Consider the following 18,772-nt stretch of genomic DNA (forward strand, 5'->3'; position numbering starts at 1 on the left):
AGTAGCTAAATCCCCTATTTTCAAAAAGTTTCCAGTTTTATTGTAAGTCCTTGGATAAGTATAAAACTAAATCATTATCATTTTGACAACTTGCACCCATTTCTAGCGGTTTATTTCTATACCACACACCTGTCCCATCTGGAATATAGCCCCGTCTGATATACAATCTCTGGGCAGGGCCATAGCCTAAGTGCAAACCTACACCAAGAGTGACCTTACTCGAAACAAACTTGACTCGTTTTTCTGCTTCTTCTAGCAGTTGATTCCCAATCCCTTGATTTCGAAAAGGCTCAAACACATTAAAATCTGATAATTCTGGATAGATTCCTACAAAAGGACCATGTTTAGCAGAGGGCAAAATGGTAACGTAGCCCGCTACAACACCATCAATCTCTGCAACTAAGACTTCTCTCTCCCCACTTTCCTGTTCCAGAAAATATCTAGCCAAAATTTCCTCTCTACCAGGCCAACCTTGATTCATAAATCCATGAGATAAGGATTCAATATCAGACTTAACCATATTTCTAATCGTACAATTCATCTTTGACTTAGCCACCTTTACTCTTTCTATTACCATTATAGCACGCCAAGGTCAGAAAAAAACTATCTCGTGAAAAAAGACACAACCGGGTCTGAAAAAGAGGTCCACTCGGAACTCAACTCGCTCTTTCATTTCAAAGCTCGTGAAAAAAAGACACAAGCGGGTCTTAATTCGCTTTCTTTTTTCCGAGCTCATGAAAAAGAGGTCCACTGGACCCCAACTCGCTCTCACATTTCAAGGCTCGTGAAAAAAAGACCCAACCGGGTCTTAATTCGCTTTCTTGTTTTCAAGCTCATGAAAAAGAGGTCCACTGGACCCAAACTCGCTCTATCATTTCAAGGCTCGTGAAAAAAAGACCCAACCGGGTCTTTTCTTTAATCTTCGTTTACGAAAGGCATCAAAGCCATTACGCGAGCGCGTTTGATAGCTGTTGTTACTTTACGTTGGTTTTTAGCTGAAGTTCCTGTTACACGACGAGGAAGGATTTTCCCACGTTCTGAAACGAAACGGCTAAGAAGCTCAGTATCTTTGTAATCAACATATTCAATTTTGTTTGCTGCGATGTAATCAACTTTTTTACGGCGTTTGAATCCGCCACGACGTTGTTGAGCCATGTTTTTTCTCCTTTATAATTTTAGTTGTCCATTAGAATGGTAAATCATCATCTGAAATATCCAATGGATTTGTTGCTCCAAATGGATTTTCATCACGTGAAAAGTCTGGTACTGAATTTGTAGGTGCTGAATAGTTTGCAGTTGGTGCAGAGTAAGCTCCACCTGTATGTCCCTCACGCACACTACGGCTTTCCAACATTTGGAAATTCTCAGCCACGACCTCTGTCACGTAGACACGTTGTCCTTGCTGGTTATCGTAACTACGAGTCTGGATACGACCTGTCACCCCAATAAGTGAGCCTTTTTTAGCCCAGTTAGCAAGGTTTTCAGCCTGTTGGCGCCACATAACGACATTGATAAAATCAGCCTCACGTTCGCCATTTTGACTCTTAAATGTACGGTTTACTGCAAGAGTAAAAGTCGCAACTGCTACATTTGATGGGGTATAACGCAACTCAGCATCACGTGTCATACGCCCTACAAGTACAACATTGTTAATCATAGTTTACCTTCTTACGCGTCAGTTTTGACGATCATGTGACGAAGAATGTCAGCGTTGATTTTTGAAAGACGGTCAAACTCTTTAAGAGCTGCGTCGTCGTTTGCTTCAACGTTAACGATGTGGTAAAGTCCTTCACGGAAATCTTGGATTTCGTATGCAAGACGACGTTTTTCCCAAGATTTTGATTCAACAACAGTTGCACCGTTGTCAGTCAAAATAGAGTCAAAACGTGCTACCAAAGCGTTTTTAGCTTCTTCTTCAATGTTTGGACGAATGATATAAAGAATTTCGTATTTAGCCATTGATATGTTCCTCCTTTTGGTCTAATGACCCCAAGACTTTGCAAGGGGTAAGTGAGGTTCGCTCACAATAAACTATTATACTAAAAAACTTTTTTTTACGCAAGTAAAAACACCGAAATAAAAAAAGAAGATGACGAATCATCTTCTTAAAAACTATGAGTTTTTAGTCTTCTTTTTTCTTGCGAGAAAGAAGTCCAAATCCACCTAGGGCTCCAAGAAGTCCAAGCGCTGCAAGACTAGCGTTAGCTTCTGTACCTGTGTTAGGCAATTCTTTTTGACCATCAACATATTTAGGTGTTGCTGGTTTAGCAGCTGTGTCAGTTGCTACTGTTGCATCTGCTTGAGCTGGTGCCGCTGGTTGAGTTTGATTTGGTGTTGCTGGCTGTCCTGGTTCCGTAGGAGTTACAGGTTGATCAGGAGCAGTTGGTCTTGACGGAACATTTTGTGGAGTAGGAGTTGGTCTGTAGTTGTTACCACCATTTCCACCACCGTTATATCCATCTCCATTATATGGATTAGTTTCTGGAATGCGTTTAGGAATTACCGTTACTGGGACGTCTACTACTACAATTTCTCCTGTTGGTAGTTTCACCTTCACTTTAACACTTGGTTTCACTCCTGGTGTTTCAGTTGTAGGGATTTCCCCAACTTCGATAATTTCAGCATCTTTTGGTAATTTAACATGACCTTTCACATCTTCTTTAGTGATTGGCGTTCCTACTTCAACCACGATTGGTGTTGCTGTAACAGTTTCTTTTGGTGTTTGTGGCTCTTCTTTACGTTCTACCACATTTACAACTGCTGGAACTTCAACTAATAGATTACCATCTTTATCCTTAACAACTACAATTACATTCTTCTTACCTGGTGTTTTTGTATCAGGTTGTTCTTTGAATGTAAATGTTGCCCCTTCTGGGAAGTCTTTAGGATTAATATTATCTTTTGCTTCTGGAGCTTTATCTGGATTCACTGTAACTTCTTGCTCTTTACCTTGAACTACAATAACTTTCGCAGGTACTTCTACGATTGAATCTCCATCTTCATCTTTAACAACTACTGTTACATCTTTAATTCCTGGTGTTTTAGTGTCAACATCTTCTTTGTACCCAACTTTTGCTTTTGCTTCTTTAGGGAAAACAGATGGATCTACAGATTTATTCACATCTGGTTGAGTATTCTCAGGATTTGCTGCTACGTATTGAGTCTTAGGTCCTACTACAGTAACTTTCGCTGGGATTTCTGCAATTGGTTCACCATTTAGTTTTGCTACAACAACAACATCTTTATCTCCTGGTGTTGTTGTATCCACTGGAGTTTTATACTCAAATGTTGTTCCTTCTGGGAAGTCAGTTGGGACAATATTTTCTGCAGGAATTACTTTCTTAGGATCTGTATCTACTGGTACATATTGTCTATATGCATCAACTACACGTACTGTTGTTGGTACTGTTACAAGTTTATTACCATCTTTATCCTTAACGATCACGTTTACTGGGTAATCTCCAGCTTCTGAAATATTTACCGGATCTTTTCCGTCAACTTTTTCGTATTCGAAAGTTGCTCCCTCTGGATAATCACCTTTGTTAATGCTATTTTCTGCAAGTGGTTGACCTTGATCAACAGGAATAATTTGTGGATTTCCTTGTACCACTTTAACTTTCGCAGGTACTTCTACGATTGTATCTCCATCTTTATCTTTAACAACTACAGTTACATCTTTTTCACCTGGTGTTTTAGAAATATCTTTTTCTTTATATTCAGGTTTTGCTTCTGCTTCTTTAGGGAATACTGATGGATCTACAGATTTATTTACATCTGGTTCATTTCCTACTGCTACATACTGAGTCTTAGGTTCTACTACAGTAACTTTTGCTGGAATTTCTGCAATTGTTTCACCATTTTTCAGTTTGGCAACAACTACAACATCTTTATCTCCTGGTTTTGATGTGTCAACTGGAGTTTTATATTCAAATGTTGTTCCTTCTGGGAAGTCAGTTGGGACAATATTTTCTGCAGGCACCACTTTAGTTGGATCAGTATTTACTGGTACATATTGTCTGTAAGCATCTACGACACGCACTGTTGTTGGTACTTTAACTAATACATTACCATCTTTGTCCTTAACTACAACTGTTACTGGATTATCCCCAGCTTCCGAAATATTAACCGGATCTTTTCCATCTACTTTTTCGTATTCGAATGTAGCACCTTCTGGATAATCACCTTTGTTAATACTGTTTTCTGCAAGTGGTTGACCTTGATCTACAGGAATGATTTGTGGATTTCCTTGTACCACTTTAACTTTCGCAGGTACTTCTACGATTGTATCTTTACCTTCATCTTTAACAACTACAGTTACATCTTTTTCACCTGGTGTTTTTGTATCTACTTTCTCTTTGTATTCGAAAGTAGCATTATCAGGGAAGCTATATTTCTCTTTATCTACAAGGCTGTCTGCTGGTTTTGGTTGAGTATTTTCAGGATTTGCTACTACATATTGAGTCTTAGGACCTACTACAGTAACTTTCGCTGGAATTTCTGCAATTGGTTCACCGTTAAGTTTTGCTACAACAACAACATCTTTATCTCCTGTTGTTTTTGTATCTACTGGTTTATTATCTTTATCCTTGTACTCAAATGTTGTTCCTTCTGGAAACTCTTCTGGATCAATATTATCTTTAGCCAAGACTGTCTCAGGTTTAGTATCAACAGGCACATACTGTCTATAAGCTCCAACTACACGTACTGTTGCTGGTACTTTTACTAATTCGTTACCATCTTTATCTGTTACGATAACCTTAACTTCTTTATCTCCAGTTGATGATGTATCAGGTTCTTTTTCATAAGTGAATTTCGCACCTTCTGGATAATCAGATGGGTCAATGCTATCTTCTGCTTTTGGAGCAGTTTTTGGATCTACTGGTACGATTTGTGGGTATCCTTGAACAACTTTCACTGGTACATTAACAGTTTCTTCACGTTTATTATCACCTGAACCGTATGTTACTGTTACTGGTGCAGTTAATGTATCATCTCCAACTTTTCCTTTTGTTTCAGGAATCTTAGTTTCATCTACAGTTTTGTCATTTCCTTCTGTAGTAACCGCATTTTTTAGTTTTTCTGCTGTTGGTTTATCACCTTCCACAACATAAACAGGAGTTGGTGTTGAAACTTTTGGAGTTAACTTAATTGTAAAGCTTTGATCTTTATCTGAATCAGAATCAAATGTTGGATCTTGATCGAATGGATTTTCTTTAACTGTGTAACCCATTGATTTTAACACATCAAGACGAGCTTGAATTTTATCTTCTGGAATTTGTGTTCCAGCTTTACCTGAAAGATCAGTAATATTAAACTTCTCATCTAATGGTGTTTCTTTACCAGCTGCATCTACAGAAACAAAGTTAACTGTAGCTTTTTGAATTCCAGGTGCATATTGAATTGGAGTCTTACCGAATTTATCAGTTGGGTCAAAGTTATCTGGAACTTTGTATCCTTTAGATGGATCTGCAGGATCAACTGGTGTTAATTCTACTCCATTATATTTTGGAACATATCCATCTACATAAGGAATAACTACCTTACTGAAATCACCAGGTTTTGTTGGGTCATTTGGATTGTTTGGATATTTAATTGTATCTGGTGCATCTTGTGGTTTCTTACCAGCTGGATACTCAGGTGTAAATGATCCAATTTCTTTATAAAGAACTTTCACTACTTCATTAGTAACTTCACCTGTTTCAGATGGTATTGGTGCTTCTTTTTCTTCGATAGTTTTATCAGCAGGCTCTACTTGTAAGTAGTTTTCAATTACTGGAGAAGTAACTTCATTAAATTTACCTTTTCCATCTTCTACTGAAGCATCTGATATTTCTGCTCCTTCATAAACAGTCCAATCAGAGTATGTTACTTCACCTGTTTCTGGGTTTACAGTTGCTGTACGTTTGTAAGTTACTTTTTGAACTCTATCTGGAGCCGTTTCTGGGTCGATAGGTTGAGCGTTTGGATTATCTTTATCATTAACATTGATAAATTTAACCGTACGTGTCACTTCTTTAACTAAGTCACCACGTGTTACACCAGCTGGGTATTTACCATAATTTTCATCTCCTGGTTTAACTGGTGTATCAGCTGTTTTTGGAGATACTGGAGCTGTTGTGCTTGGATTTGTTGGGTCAGCTGTTACTGTTGGATCTACTGTAATCAAGTCTAATACGTGAACTGTTGTAGTATCAATATTAGATTTTTTACCTTCACTATCGGTAGCCTGAACTCTTACTGTATAATCTCCTGGTTTTGTTGAATCTAACCCACCGTCATTACTTACAGCAATCGTTGGTTTAGTAGAATCAACACCATCACGATCATCTTCTAAGTCAGTTGCTGTTGCCTCTGATTTTTTAAGTACTTCATCAGCTGTTAACTTTTTATCTGCTGGAGTTTTATAAACATAGATATCTTTTTTCTTAGTTTCTACAGTTGGAGCATTATTGATAACATCTCCATAAGCTGGATCTGATTCGTTTCCTGCCTTGTCTAATACTGTAACTTTAATACGTTTATCTGGGTTAGTTGTATCACTTGCTTCTGTTAAATCAGTACCCGCAGGAACTGGTACAACTAATTTACCATCACGTACTTCTACTTTTGTTTCACCGTTATACCAACCGTCTTCTTTTTTCGTTAAAGTAATTGGAGTTTTACTATTTGGTAAGGTAACTTTCATTGAAGTTAAGCCACCAATAGCTTTTTTAATATTGTCTACTTCCGTATCAGCATTACGAGTGGTTCCATTATTTTTATCGTTAGCTACAATATCTTGTTTTTCTCTAGATTCATCTGTTAAGTTAGGATCTTTTTCTGCAGGTACAGAAATTAATAATTCTGTTGGTTGGTTCTTATCGGTTTTTTCTCCAGTAACACTGTCTGTATGTACTGCTTCTACTGTTGGAGTTTGTGGCTTAACTGTATCAATATAAATCGTTTTATTGTAGTAGTAGTCTGGTTGATCAGTGTTTCTCACACCATTTACTACTGGATGATATTTACCATCAGCATTAGAAACATCTCCAGTATTTAATGCAGCATTATCTTCTGCATCTCTCATACCATTTGGTAAATAAGTTCTTACTTTAAATGTTGCAGTACCTTTATAATCGTCAGCAGTAGTAAATGGTAATCTAAATTTACGAACTCCATCATTCTTACCACCATTAGAACCTACACCGATATATGGAACGTCTCCGTTATTAGATTTTGATGTATTATATTTTAATCTTAATTTTCTAGTTGCTGGATCCCATTGGATATTATTAGGAGCAACCGGTGTATCTCCAAACCAAACCCATCCTGTTGGATTGGTAATATTATTTGGAAGCTCTACCCCTTTAGGAACTTCGATTTCTGTTTCGGCAGATCCGTATAGACGAGTTCCACCAACACTGTTTACTGTAAATTCGAATTCACCTGTTTGTTTTGATTTATACAGATTATCTTCTCCGAACTTACCTTGAGCTTTGTTACTTTTAACATTGGTAGTCATTTCAACACCAGTACCAACTGCCAAGTTAACAGCACCAACGAAGTAACCATCTGTAACCTTACTATTTGTTCCTGTTAAATATGAATTGTTAATCGCTGTACCGTCGTTTAAAGCTTCAATTTCAACTTTAATTTTTGTGACATCTTTTGGAATTTCATAGATAGCACGGTATTCAGCCCAACCGTCACCATTTCCTCCAGAACCAGCAGGTTCAGAAATATGTGATTCTTCGAATTTTTCACCAATCGTACGGTCATCTCTGATGCTAGCAATTACATTCCCTTTGTCGTCTTTAACAGTAATCTTTACTTTTTCACCTGTACCGGCAGTTCCCGCATTACCATAAGCACCACCTGTGATAGCACTTAGCATTACTCTAGAATTTCCATTTACTGCGTACTCTTTCGAAATTTTTGTACCTTGTTTTCCTAATTCTAGATAATATCCTTTTGGTAAATCATGAGTTCCTACCATACCTGAGTAGTTGACACCATTTGCATAGTTTTGATTAGCAGCATTCACTCCAAGTGGGTGTCCTGGTGATTCAACTTCATTATCTCTTTGAGTAACTTTTCCATCTAAATCATATACTTTCGATGGTTTAGGATCGAAACCTGCTGGACGATTAGCAGACACATTAGTTGGTGCTTCAGGTTTAACTGCAGTTACTTTTTCTCCACTTTCAATTTTCCAACCATTCAAGGCATTATTATTGTTAGCTTCTGCTGCGGTAATTTCTTTTTCTTTCCAGTTATAAGTTAAACTACCTAAAATTTCAGTATTCCCACCTTGAGATGCAGTAGATCTTGACCATTGTTTTTTAACTTCTTTACTTTTTTCTGTAGCATTAGCAAAATCAATATCACCAAATTGATCTTTTGCACTTTCAAATACACCATCAGCTGGGTTGTTTCCTGAACCTAATTTATTGTTGTTTGTTGGTCCTTCAGTAGCAGGAATAATTGGATTAGCAGTTGCAGCTCCATCTCTAAATCCACTTTCACCTTGTCCTGGAATAGCTTTTCCATTACGTGAATCTTGGTTTTTGTTTTCTTTCTTGTCTGCAGATGCTTTTGGCATACTTTCAACAACGAAAGCTCTGTTTTTCAATGAACTTGTTGAAAAATCAACTTCTTTTTGTGTCGCTTTATCGTTTGACAAAAGGGCTTGAGCCTTAGCAAGTTCTGCTTTTGCTGCTTCAATGGCTGAGGCAGTCTTTTCAGTTAGAACTGCTTTGCCAAGGGCTGCTTCCATACGAGCAATAGCTGCTTCCAATTTGCTTGTGTCAGCCTTTTTAGCTGGTGCTTCTTCCGGTTTTGGTGTTTCAGCTGGTGCTGATGGTTGTGCTACCTCAGGTGCTGGTGTTGCTGTAGCTGGGGCTGCTGGTTGCTCAGCTGTTGGTGTAGCAGTTTCAGTCGAAGCTAGAGGCATGGTTGAATCTGCTTGATTACTTGCATCTGGGACTGTTTGTGAATCAGGTGCCGTCTTTGGTGTAACTTGAGCATCCGCCTGAACAGTTGCTGCTCCACCAAACATCATATATGCTGCTACAGCTACTGATGCTGCTCCAAAGCTATATTTACGGATTGAAAAGCGCTGCACTTTTTGTCCGTGATTTTTTTCCATTCTTGAATACATGGTTTCTCCTTTTTTATTTATATATTAAGCCGAAATAATGTTAAAACGTTTAATATTCACTCCCTTTCCTGCTCAAGAACGGTGTCTTAAACTAGTCTCAACACAATATTCGCTAGTTCGATTTTATCATATTTCCCAGAATATTGTCAATCAAAAAGAGATTTATGTTCGTACTTTTATATATTATTTTTGTAGCCAAAATACAAAAAAGAAGGGATTTCACCTTCTTTTATTATAATAACTTTTTTATTTTATTTTTACGGTTTAATACGGTGCAACATACGTGGGAATGGAATGGCTTCACGGATGTGTTTTGTTCCTGCTGCGAAGGTTACCATACGCTCGATACCGATACCAAATCCACCGTGTGGAACTGTACCGTATTTACGAAGGTCAAGGTAGAATTCGTACTCTGTACGATCCATACCAAGTTCATCCATCTTAGCCACGAGGGCATCGTAGTCTTCCTCACGCATAGACCCACCAATGATTTCTCCATAGCCTTCTGGAGCAAGCAAATCTGCACAAAGCACGCGCTCTGGATTTCCAGGAACTGGTTTCATGTAGAAGGCCTTGATGGCTGCTGGATAGTTCATGACAAATGTTGGCACACCAAAGTGGTTTGAAATCCACGTTTCATGTGGTGAACCAAAGTCATCACCATGCTCAAGATGTTCGTAGTCAGCATCTTCATCATTCTCATGCTCTTGCAAGAGGTCAATAGCTTGATCGTAAGTGATGCGTTTGAATGGCTCTGCAATGTAGCGTTTCAAGAGTTCTGTATCACGTTCCAATGTTTCCAAGGCTTGAGGCGCACGATCAAGAACACCTTGTAGAAGAGCTTTCACATAAGCTTCTTGCAAGTCAAGCGACTCATCATGTGTCAAGTATGAGTACTCTGCGTCCATCATCCAGAACTCAGTCAAGTGACGACGTGTTTTTGATTTTTCAGCACGGAATACTGGACCAAAGTCAAAGACACGACCAAGAGCCATCGCACCTGCTTCTAGGTAAAGCTGACCTGATTGGCTCAAGTAGGCTGGCGTTCCGAAGTAGTCTGTTTCAAAGAGTTCAGTTGAGTCTTCCGCAGCATTTCCTGACAAAATTGGGCTATCAAACTTCATGAAGCCGTTCTTGTCAAAGAATTCATAAGTTGCATAAATGATAGCGTTACGGATTTGCATCACCGCTACTTGCTTACGAGAGCGTAGCCACAAGTGACGGTTGTCCATCAAGAAGTCTGTTCCGTGTTCTTTTGGTGTGATTGGGTAGTCTTGAGATTCACCAATCACTTCGATGTCGGTAATGTCCAACTCATAGCCAAACTTAGAACGTTCGTCTTCTTTGACAATCCCTGTCACATAAACAGAAGTTTCTTGGCTCAAGCGTTTGATAACATCAAACTTCTCAAGTCCTACTTCTTCACCAAATTTTTCTACAAAGTTTGGTTTAAAGGCAACACCTTGGAAGAAGGCAGTTCCATCACGCAATTGCAAGAAAGCAATTTTACCTTTTCCTGATTTGTTGGCAACCCAAGCGCCAATCGTCACTTCCTGACCAACATAGTCTTTTACATCAATAATCGTTACACGTTTTGTCATTATTTTTCCTTTTCTTTTTTATTCTTTATGGCAAACCACCTCTATATTGTTCCCATCTGGATCAATCATAAAAGCAGCATAATAAATCGGATGCTCACTGCGATAACCAGGAGCACCATTGTCTAGCCCACCTGCCTCTAAGCCAGCCTCATAACAAGCTTGAACCTCTTCCTTATTTTCTGCTAAGAAAGCAAAGTGAATAGGATTTTGCGTCCCCTGAGCTAACCAAAAGTCACCACCAGGATGAGGGCTATTTGGGGCAAGAAAACTGATTAGAGAAGTAGTTTTAAAAGCCAATTTATAGCCCAAAGGGGCGAGAAAACTCCTATAAAATCCTTCTGAAATTTGTAAATCCTTTACCTTAATTTCAAAATGATCAATCATTCTCACTACCCATAAATGCTTTCAAACGTTTAACTGCTTCTTTAAGCGTGTCTAGGTCTGTCGCATAGCTGAGGCGGACATTTTCTGGCGCTCCAAAGCCAGCTCCTGTTATGAGTGCCAAACCAACTTCCTCAAGAATAGCTGTTGTAAAGTCAGTCACATCTGTATAACCTTTCATCTCCATGGCTTTTTTTACATTTGGGAAGAGATAGAAAGCTCCTTGTGGTTTAACGACTTCAAAACCTGGGACCTCACATAATAGCGGATAAATGGTATTGAGACGTTCTTCAAATGCTTGACGCATAACTTCCACAGAATCTTGCGGTCCAGTTAGGGCTTCGATGGTTGCATATTGTGAAACAGCAGTTAGGTTAGAAGTTGTTTGTCCCGTCAATTTACTCATTGCTGCAATGATTTCAGGATTACCTACCGCATAACCAACTCGCCAACCCGTCATGGCATAGGCTTTAGATACACCGTTGATAACAATAGTTTGCTTACGAATTGCTTCTGATAGACTTGAGATTGGAACAAATTCATTTCCATTATAAACAAGGCGACCGTATATATCATCTGCTAAAATCAGAATGTCATGCTCAACTGCCCAATTTCCGATAGCTAGTAATTCTTCACGAGTATAGATCATACCAGTCGGATTAGATGGTGAATTGAGAACCAAAACCTTTGTTTTATCTGTCCTAACTAGTTCTAGTTGATCCACCGTGACTTTAAAATCATTGTCTTCTTTAGCTTGAACAAAGACTGGAATCCCTTCTGCCATCTTGACCTGATCTCCATAACTAACCCAGTATGGAGTTGGAATAATAACCTCATCTAAAGGATTGATTACAGCCATAAAGAAAGTATAGAGGGAGAACTTGGCACCTGTAGCAAAGGTAACCTCGTTACTTGCGACAGAATAGCCATAGTAGCGCTCGAAGTAGGTATTCACCGCAGCTTTTAATTCTGGTAGACCTGAAGCTACTGTATAGAAGGAAGCCTGTCCTTCTCGAATAGCTTTAACTGCTGCATCCTGAATATTTTCAGGAGTGTGAAAATCTGGTTGTCCCAAGGTCAAGAAAAGGACATCCTTACCTTGAGCTTTTAATTTTTTTGCTCTCGCATCACTAGCTAAAGTAACACTTTCTTCCATTTCTAAAACACGCTTGGATAGTTTCATAAGCCCTCCTTATTGAGCAATGCTCCTGTTTCAAAATCTACTAGATAAAAATCAGATCCTGACTTAACTTCCCAGATTGGCTTGTCTTGATAACGGCCAAAGGTAATCTTGTCAATCTCGCCAGCTCCTTTTTCCTTCGAAACAGCTTCTGCTTTTTCTTGTGAAATACCCTGATTTAGCTGATAAACGTAAATCTTATGGTCATCTTTTCCAATCAGAACAGCAAGCGCTTCTTGCTGTTTATTATGACCAAGAACACTGTAGTAAGATTCCAAGCCATTGTATAAATCAACCTGATCAGCCTGCTCTAATCCTGCATACTGCTGAGCTAATTTTTCTCCTTCACTTTTAGCTGTTTGATAGGGTTTCATACCGAGAGAAACCAGATACAGAAAGGAAGCACTGATAACCACAAACAAAATCGTCATCCCTAGACCATACTGCCACAGTAGATTATTTTTTGCTTTGTTTTGTCTTTTTTTCACTCGTCTATTTTACCATCTATTGGGCTTTATTACAAGTGAATATAGGAACAATCGCATTTTATTTCTGCCTTCAAAGTAAACCGATTTTTCTTGATTAAAACCGAGCAAGAAAAGTAAAGGCAGCTCCAAAATCAACCTATTAAAAAACCTGAGCTTGGCACTCAAGTTTTCATAAATTTTTTTGATCTATGGAATCACTTTATCATCCATTCTTTTAGCCATTTTTCCTAAAAAGATAGGCAGTAGAAGGCTAATCAATACTAAAAATAATCCTAGATAAAGAAATGTTAGCACAAAGCCTAAATTGTCAATCAACCACCCTGTCAGCGGGAAGAACACAATCATACTTAGGCTAAACATCATAGAGTAGACACTTAGCATGGTTGCCCTTACTTCACTTGGGAGCCGCTCTTGCAAATCATTGTCAAAAATCGGCTGAAAAAGAGCATATAGAGCATTACTAATCAAATAAATCAAAATATAGATTAGAGGTGTTCCAAAGTAGGACAGCAGGTAGGTAACTCCAGTCAGCAGGACGAGGATTGGGAAAAGCTTCAAGGCGGCATATTTCTTTCCAATCTTACTCGCTAGATAGACTGCAAGGATATTCAAGAGACTTCCAAGTAGCATAACTGCTGAAATTTGCCAACTACTTAAATCTGGTAACTGATTTTGATAGTAAAAATAAAACATGCACATGAGCGTTCCAACAATCTGAGACAAAATCATCCAGTTGAAGAGCATGGGATTTCGCTCCAACTCTTCCTTAACAGTCCAAATAATCTGTTTCATGGTCACACTATCAGTTTTTTCTACCTTAACACTGGGTTCTTTCAGCATCCAAATCAGGAAAAGAACTATGATAGAAGTGGCAATCATGATATAGTAGGTCAGGTGCAATTGACCATGGACAAAAAATCCCGCCAACACTGTCCCCAAAGACCGAGTTCCTTCTGCTACTCCTGACATAAAACTTGAAATAGATAAGTAACGCTTCTTCAGTCCAGCTTCCACGGCTGAATCATAAACCATTGCTGCGCTTGTGCCTGAATCAAAATTATAAGACAAGGCATTTATCGCCATAGCTAGTGCATAAATCCAAAAATTTCCTTGCCCAGCCAACATGAGAATAGAAGACACAATTCCTGCTATACGACTTAAATAAAGGTTGGTCTTATAGGAATAGCGGTCAGCTAACATACCAGATGGAATTTCACAGAGAAGACTGGTCGTATGAAAAATACTTTCCAAAAGTCCAATCTGCCAAAGAGACATTCCGTTTTGACTGAGAAAGAGAATCCAAAAACTGGTAATCCCTAGAAATGCAAAAAACTCAACTCCGGCCATCAGGCCAATATTTTTCCGATAATTTCTTATTAACATCTTTTCTCCTTTAACAAGTGTATTATTATTTATTTTGTCCGTCACTTGTTAATCTATGCCTTACATGATCTCCACCCCTTTTAGAAGCATTCTTAAAATGCCATTATTTTCGTTTAATTGTTTATGAAATGATACCGGAAAAACTGTTCTGTAGTTTCTATTGCGAGTTTTCTTGTTTATTTTAGCACTTATATCATCATATTACAAGAGAATATAGGAATACTCTTCGAAAATCAAATTCAAACCAGGATTCAAAACGAACAGTTCTTACTTTTCCAGTCGCAAATGACTAAAGTTTCTGTAATTTTTAATTTTCAAATAAACTCTGAGCAAATTTCTTGCAAGGTGTTTTCTTTTGTTGTAATATATTTTATAACAACGAGGCAATTCTCGAAATTTTAAGAAAAAGGAGACACATCATGTCTAAAAAAGTATTATTTATCGTCGGATCCCTACGTCAAGGTTCTTTCAACCACCAAATGGCTCTCGAAGCTGAGAAAGCACTTGCTGGTAAAGCGGAAGTTAGCTACCTTGATTATTCAGCCCTTCCTCTCTTCAGCCAAGATTTGGAAGTTCCAACACATCCAGCTGTAGCTGCTGCTCGTGAAGCAGTTCTCGCTGCGGATGCTATCTGGATCTTCTCTCCAGTCTACAACTTCTCTATCCCTGGTACAGTGAAAAACTTGCTTGACTGGCTATCTCGTGCCCTTGACTTGTCTGATACACGTGGCGCTTCTGCTCTTCAAGACAAGTTTGTCACAGTATCATCTGTAGCCAATGCAGGTCACGATCAACTCTTCGCTATCTACAAAGACCTCTTGCCATTTATCCGTACACAAGTAGTTGGTGATTTCACTGCTGCACGTGTTAATGACTCTGCTTGGGCAGACGGAAAATTGGTTCTCGAAGAAACAGTCCTAAACTCAATTGAAAAACAAGCTCAAGATTTGGTAGCAGCAATTCAGTAAAAAATAAAGAATTTTTAAAAGTCTAAATCAATGATCGCCACCTAATAGGGTGGCATTTTTAGACTCAATCAAGATTTTCAGACAAACATCACTCATCCAAAAAAACCTTGAGCGTTACCACTCAAGGTTTTTAGCAGTCTTTTCCATCATAGGAAAATCATTCTAAGAATATTCTTTCATTCGAGATCTATCACTTATCATCTTCTTTCGAGAAATTAGTGACTGCTTTTTGCTGATTAATCTTCTTTTCTTCGACCTACATATAGGCTCAATAGAATACCGCTACCTAGAAGAACAGAGATATAATCAGATTGGCTTCCAGTTTCTGGTAATTTGTCCCCATGGTTTTCTTTAACTGTAGTTGGTACTACTGGGTTAGCATTTACTGGAGTTGCTGGTTGAGCCGGTGTTGGTACTACTGGTTGTTCTGGAACCGCTGGTACTGGTTTAACCGGTACTTCTGGTGTTGGAACAACTGGAGTTGGTTGTACTGGCACTTCTGGTGTCGGTACATTTGGTGTTGGTTGCGCTGGCACAGGTTTTACCGGTACATTTGGTGTTGGTTGTACTGGTACAGGTTTAACCGGTACATTTGGTGTTGGTTGTACTGGTACTGTTGGAATATCTAATTCTGGTACTTCAGTAACTTCAGGCATACCTGGTACTCCACCATTGAATTCTGGTAATTCGTGAACTTCTGGTATTCCTGGCACACCACCGTTAAATTCTGGCAATTCATGAACTGGTGGTTCTGGCATTGCAAATTTAGGTCCTTCTGGCATATTAGGTGTTGGAGGAACTGGTTTGTCATTTGATGGTGTTACTGGTTTGTCTTGGCATCCACATTTTCCATCTTTGCCGTCTCGACCATCACGTCCATCTCTACCATCTTTGCCATCTTTAATAACTGTTTTTGTCACAGTTCCATCAGAATTGATGATTGTGATTGTATGACTACCATCACCATTATCTTCAACAGAAACTTTTGGTGATTTACCATCTTTACCGTCTTTAATCACCATTTCTGTCTTACTTCCATCCGGATTAGTGATTGTTACAACGTGAGTTCCATCGTTATTATTTTTAACAGTTACAGTTGGTGAAACGCCATCTTTGCCGTCTTTACCATCTTTGATAATAGATTTGTATTCACGACCATCAGAATCTACGATTGTTAATGTGTGAGTTCCGTCTCCGTTATCAACGATGTTCGCTTTTGGTGATTTACCATCAAAGATTGTAGTTGTAGTTTCTTTACCATCAGCACCTGTTACTTTAATAGTGTGTGAACCATTGTTGTTATCAATCACTTCAAGTTTTGGTTCTTTACCATCACGAACTGTAGTTGTTGTAGTTGTACCGTCTGAGTTCACAACTGTGATAGTGTGAGTTCCATCTCCGTTATCCACAACCTTAGCAGTTGGTGATTTACCGTCACGAACTGTGGTTTCAGAAACAGTACCATTACCGTTTTCTACACGAATAGTGTAAGTACCGTCTTGGTTATCTCTAACTGTTGCTACTGGTGATTTACCATCTTTAATGATTGTTTCAGTAGTTGTTCCATCACCATTTAGAACTGAGATCTTATGAGTTCCATTTTGTTCATCAGTTATAGTCACTTTTGGTGATTTACCATCACGAACTGTGGTTTCAGTTGTCACACCTTCTGGATTTGTAATAACGATTGTATGACTTCCGTCTCCATTATCACGAACAGATGCGGTTGGAGTACGTCCATCAACACCGTCACGTCCATTCTTAACGACAAACTCATTCTTAGTTCCGTCTGGTTTAGTGATTGTTACTGTGTGGCTTCCATCTGGATTTTCAGTAGTTGTTGCTGTTGCAGCTTTACCGTCTTTACCATCTTTGATGATAGCGTTGGTAACATTACCGTCTCCATCTGTAACTTTAACAGTGTGAGTTCCATCTCCGTTATCAGTTACTTCAACTTTAGGAGTCTTACCATCTTTACCGTTTTTAACAACAGTTTCTTTAGATGTTCCATCTGGATTTGTTACAGTAATTGTGTGACTTCCATCTGGGTTTTCTGTTGTAGTGATAGTTGCAGTTTTACCGTCTTTACCATCTTTAACTTTCGTTGTAGATTCTGAACCATCAGGGTTTCTAACAGTAATAGAGTGTGTTCCATCTCCATTGTCAGTTACATTTACAACTGGTGATTTACCATCTGCTCCATTAGCTCCGTTTTCGCCTTTTTCACCTTTTTCACCTTTTTCACCTTTGTCGCCTTTTTCACCTTTATCGCCTTTTTCACCAGCTACTCCTTGAGGTCCACGAATATTTCCGATTTTGTTCCAAGAACCATTTTCTTTCTTGTAAACATCACCTGTGTTAGCATCAATGTAAGTATCACCATCTTTACCATCTTTAGCAGTTGGTGCAGTAACTCCACTTAATAATTCGGCACCGTTACGGCCATCTGTACCAGAAGCTCCATCTGCACCATTACGTCCATTTGTACCATTCAAGATATCACTTGTACCAATTAATTCATCCACACCTGGATCGTATTTACCGTTACCATTGTTATCATAGTATGCTGTAATACGAGTACCATCTACTGGTTGTGATGCTGTTGAATCTGAAGATGCTGGTTGAGCTGGTGGAGTTACTTCATCTGGATTATCTCCTACACTTCTTGCTCTTCTTGCACTTCTTGATGTTCCAGAAGGTTGTGAATTAGAAGTTGATCCAGCACCTCTTCTAACTGCTTCCACCAATGCATTTAAGTCAATAGTTGGTGTACGGCCATCTTTACCATTCTTACCATCTTTTACAGTGAAGGTTACTGGATCTTTACCTGGTGTTGTGATAGTTACAACAGTGCTTTGGCCATCTTGTCCACGTTGAGTAGTGATTGTAGGAGTTTGTCCATCCTGACCGGTTGCACCAGTTTCTCCCTTAGCACCATCTTGAACAAAGACTGTAGTTGGTTGTGAACCATCATGGTTATCAACAGTGATTTCTACACCCTTATGCCCTTCTTCATCCTTACGAACAGCTGTTACTGTTGGAGAGACTCCGTCCACTCCATCTTTAATAACTGCAAGAGGTTTTTCTGGGTTCAATGGTTGACCTGGATGTGCTGGATCTTCTTGGTAAACTTTAGTTTCTTTACCATCTTTGACAGTAAGCAATGATTTACCATCACGTCCGTCCGCACCTTTAGCACCATCTTTAATCATTTCAGAACCTAGAAGTTCATCAGTTCCTGGAGTGTACTTACCATCATTGTTTTCATCAGTATAGAATGTCACAATTGTATGAGATGGATTTCCGTTTTGTCCTTCGACACGAAGCAAATCAACTTTTGGAGTTTTACCGTTTAGACCATTTTCTCCGTCCTTAACATTTACTTTAACTGGATCTTTACCTGGAACAGTGAATGTAATGTCAGTACTATGGCCATCTTTACCTGGAGTTACAGTTACTTCTGGAGTCTTACCATCTTCTCCACGTTCACCTTTGTCACCCTTAGGTCCCTTGATGTTACCTTCTTTTTCCCATGTGCCGTTATTCTTAACGAAAACGTCACCTGTTTCTGTGTTAACGTATTTATCGCCGTCTTTACCTTCTGTTGTTGGATCAACTTTGCCGTTCAATAC

12 protein-coding genes are annotated in these 18,772 nt (G+C 38.9%); 1 reads left to right on the top strand and 11 read right to left on the bottom strand.

All coding sequences use genetic code 11. The features are described from left to right. Positions 1-37 precede the first annotated feature (37 nt). From N8O43_RS09275 to N8O43_RS09320, 10 genes are all read right to left on the bottom strand, one after another. Positions 38-541, bottom strand: coding sequence for a GNAT family N-acetyltransferase (locus tag N8O43_RS09275; protein ID WP_125393642.1), 504 nt, complete (start codon positions 539-541; stop codon positions 38-40). Positions 542-915: 374 nt separating this feature from the next. Further along, a complete protein-coding gene (gene rpsR / locus N8O43_RS09280) occupies positions 916-1,155 on the bottom strand; it encodes a 30S ribosomal protein S18 (protein ID WP_000068664.1) in 240 nt (79 codons plus the stop codon). 31 nt (positions 1,156-1,186) lie between these two features. After that, positions 1,187-1,657: a single-stranded DNA-binding protein SsbA gene (gene ssbA, locus N8O43_RS09285; protein ID WP_000609606.1), complete on the bottom strand. Its 471-nt coding sequence runs from the start codon at positions 1,655-1,657 to the stop codon at positions 1,187-1,189. 11 nt (positions 1,658-1,668) lie between these two features. Further along, positions 1,669-1,959 carry a 30S ribosomal protein S6 gene (rpsF, locus tag N8O43_RS09290; protein ID WP_070529093.1) on the bottom strand — a complete coding sequence of 97 codons (291 nt, stop codon included), beginning with the start codon at positions 1,957-1,959 and terminating at the stop codon, positions 1,669-1,671. 163 nt (positions 1,960-2,122) lie between these two features. Beyond that, positions 2,123-9,139 carry a Rib/alpha-like domain-containing protein gene (locus N8O43_RS09295; RefSeq protein WP_261090172.1) on the bottom strand — a complete coding sequence of 2,339 codons (7,017 nt, stop codon included), beginning with the start codon at positions 9,137-9,139 and terminating at the stop codon, positions 2,123-2,125. Positions 9,140-9,396: 257 nt separating this feature from the next. Beyond that, positions 9,397-10,740, bottom strand: coding sequence for an asparagine--tRNA ligase (gene asnS, locus N8O43_RS09300; RefSeq protein WP_000167160.1), 1,344 nt, complete (start codon positions 10,738-10,740; stop codon positions 9,397-9,399). Between the two features lie 18 nt (positions 10,741-10,758). Then, positions 10,759-11,124, bottom strand: a complete 366-nt coding sequence (locus N8O43_RS09305) for a VOC family protein (RefSeq protein WP_000565230.1) — start codon at positions 11,122-11,124, stop codon at positions 10,759-10,761. Further along, the gene (locus N8O43_RS09310) at positions 11,117-12,304 is read right to left on the bottom strand and encodes a pyridoxal phosphate-dependent aminotransferase (protein ID WP_261090173.1); all 1,188 of its coding nucleotides are present in this window, start codon (positions 12,302-12,304) and stop codon (positions 11,117-11,119) included. The genes N8O43_RS09305 and N8O43_RS09310 overlap by 8 nt, the downstream gene beginning before the upstream one ends. Further along, entirely contained in the window at positions 12,301-12,789 is a 489-nt protein-coding gene (locus N8O43_RS09315; protein ID WP_000747248.1) for a cell wall elongation regulator TseB-like domain-containing protein, read from the bottom strand. Before N8O43_RS09315 ends, N8O43_RS09310 begins: the two co-directional genes overlap by 4 nt. A gap of 186 nt (positions 12,790-12,975) precedes the next feature. Further along, entirely contained in the window at positions 12,976-14,172 is a 1,197-nt protein-coding gene (locus tag N8O43_RS09320; RefSeq protein ID WP_261090174.1) for an MFS transporter, read from the bottom strand. 419 nt (positions 14,173-14,591) lie between these two features. On the opposite strand from N8O43_RS09320, the gene N8O43_RS09325 reads away from it, so the two are divergent. Beyond that, positions 14,592-15,140, top strand: coding sequence for an NADPH-dependent FMN reductase (locus tag N8O43_RS09325; protein WP_261090175.1), 549 nt, complete (start codon positions 14,592-14,594; stop codon positions 15,138-15,140). A gap of 236 nt (positions 15,141-15,376) precedes the next feature. Here N8O43_RS09325 and N8O43_RS09330 read toward each other — a convergent pair. Then, positions 15,377-18,772 (bottom strand): collagen-flanked surface repeat-containing protein (locus tag N8O43_RS09330; protein ID WP_261090176.1); only part of this gene is annotated, 3,396 nt, incomplete at its 5' end.

Origin of the sequence: Streptococcus mitis (genome assembly GCF_946190335.1) — a bacterium.
Classification (GTDB): Bacteria; Bacillota; Bacilli; order Lactobacillales; family Streptococcaceae; genus Streptococcus; species Streptococcus mitis_CH.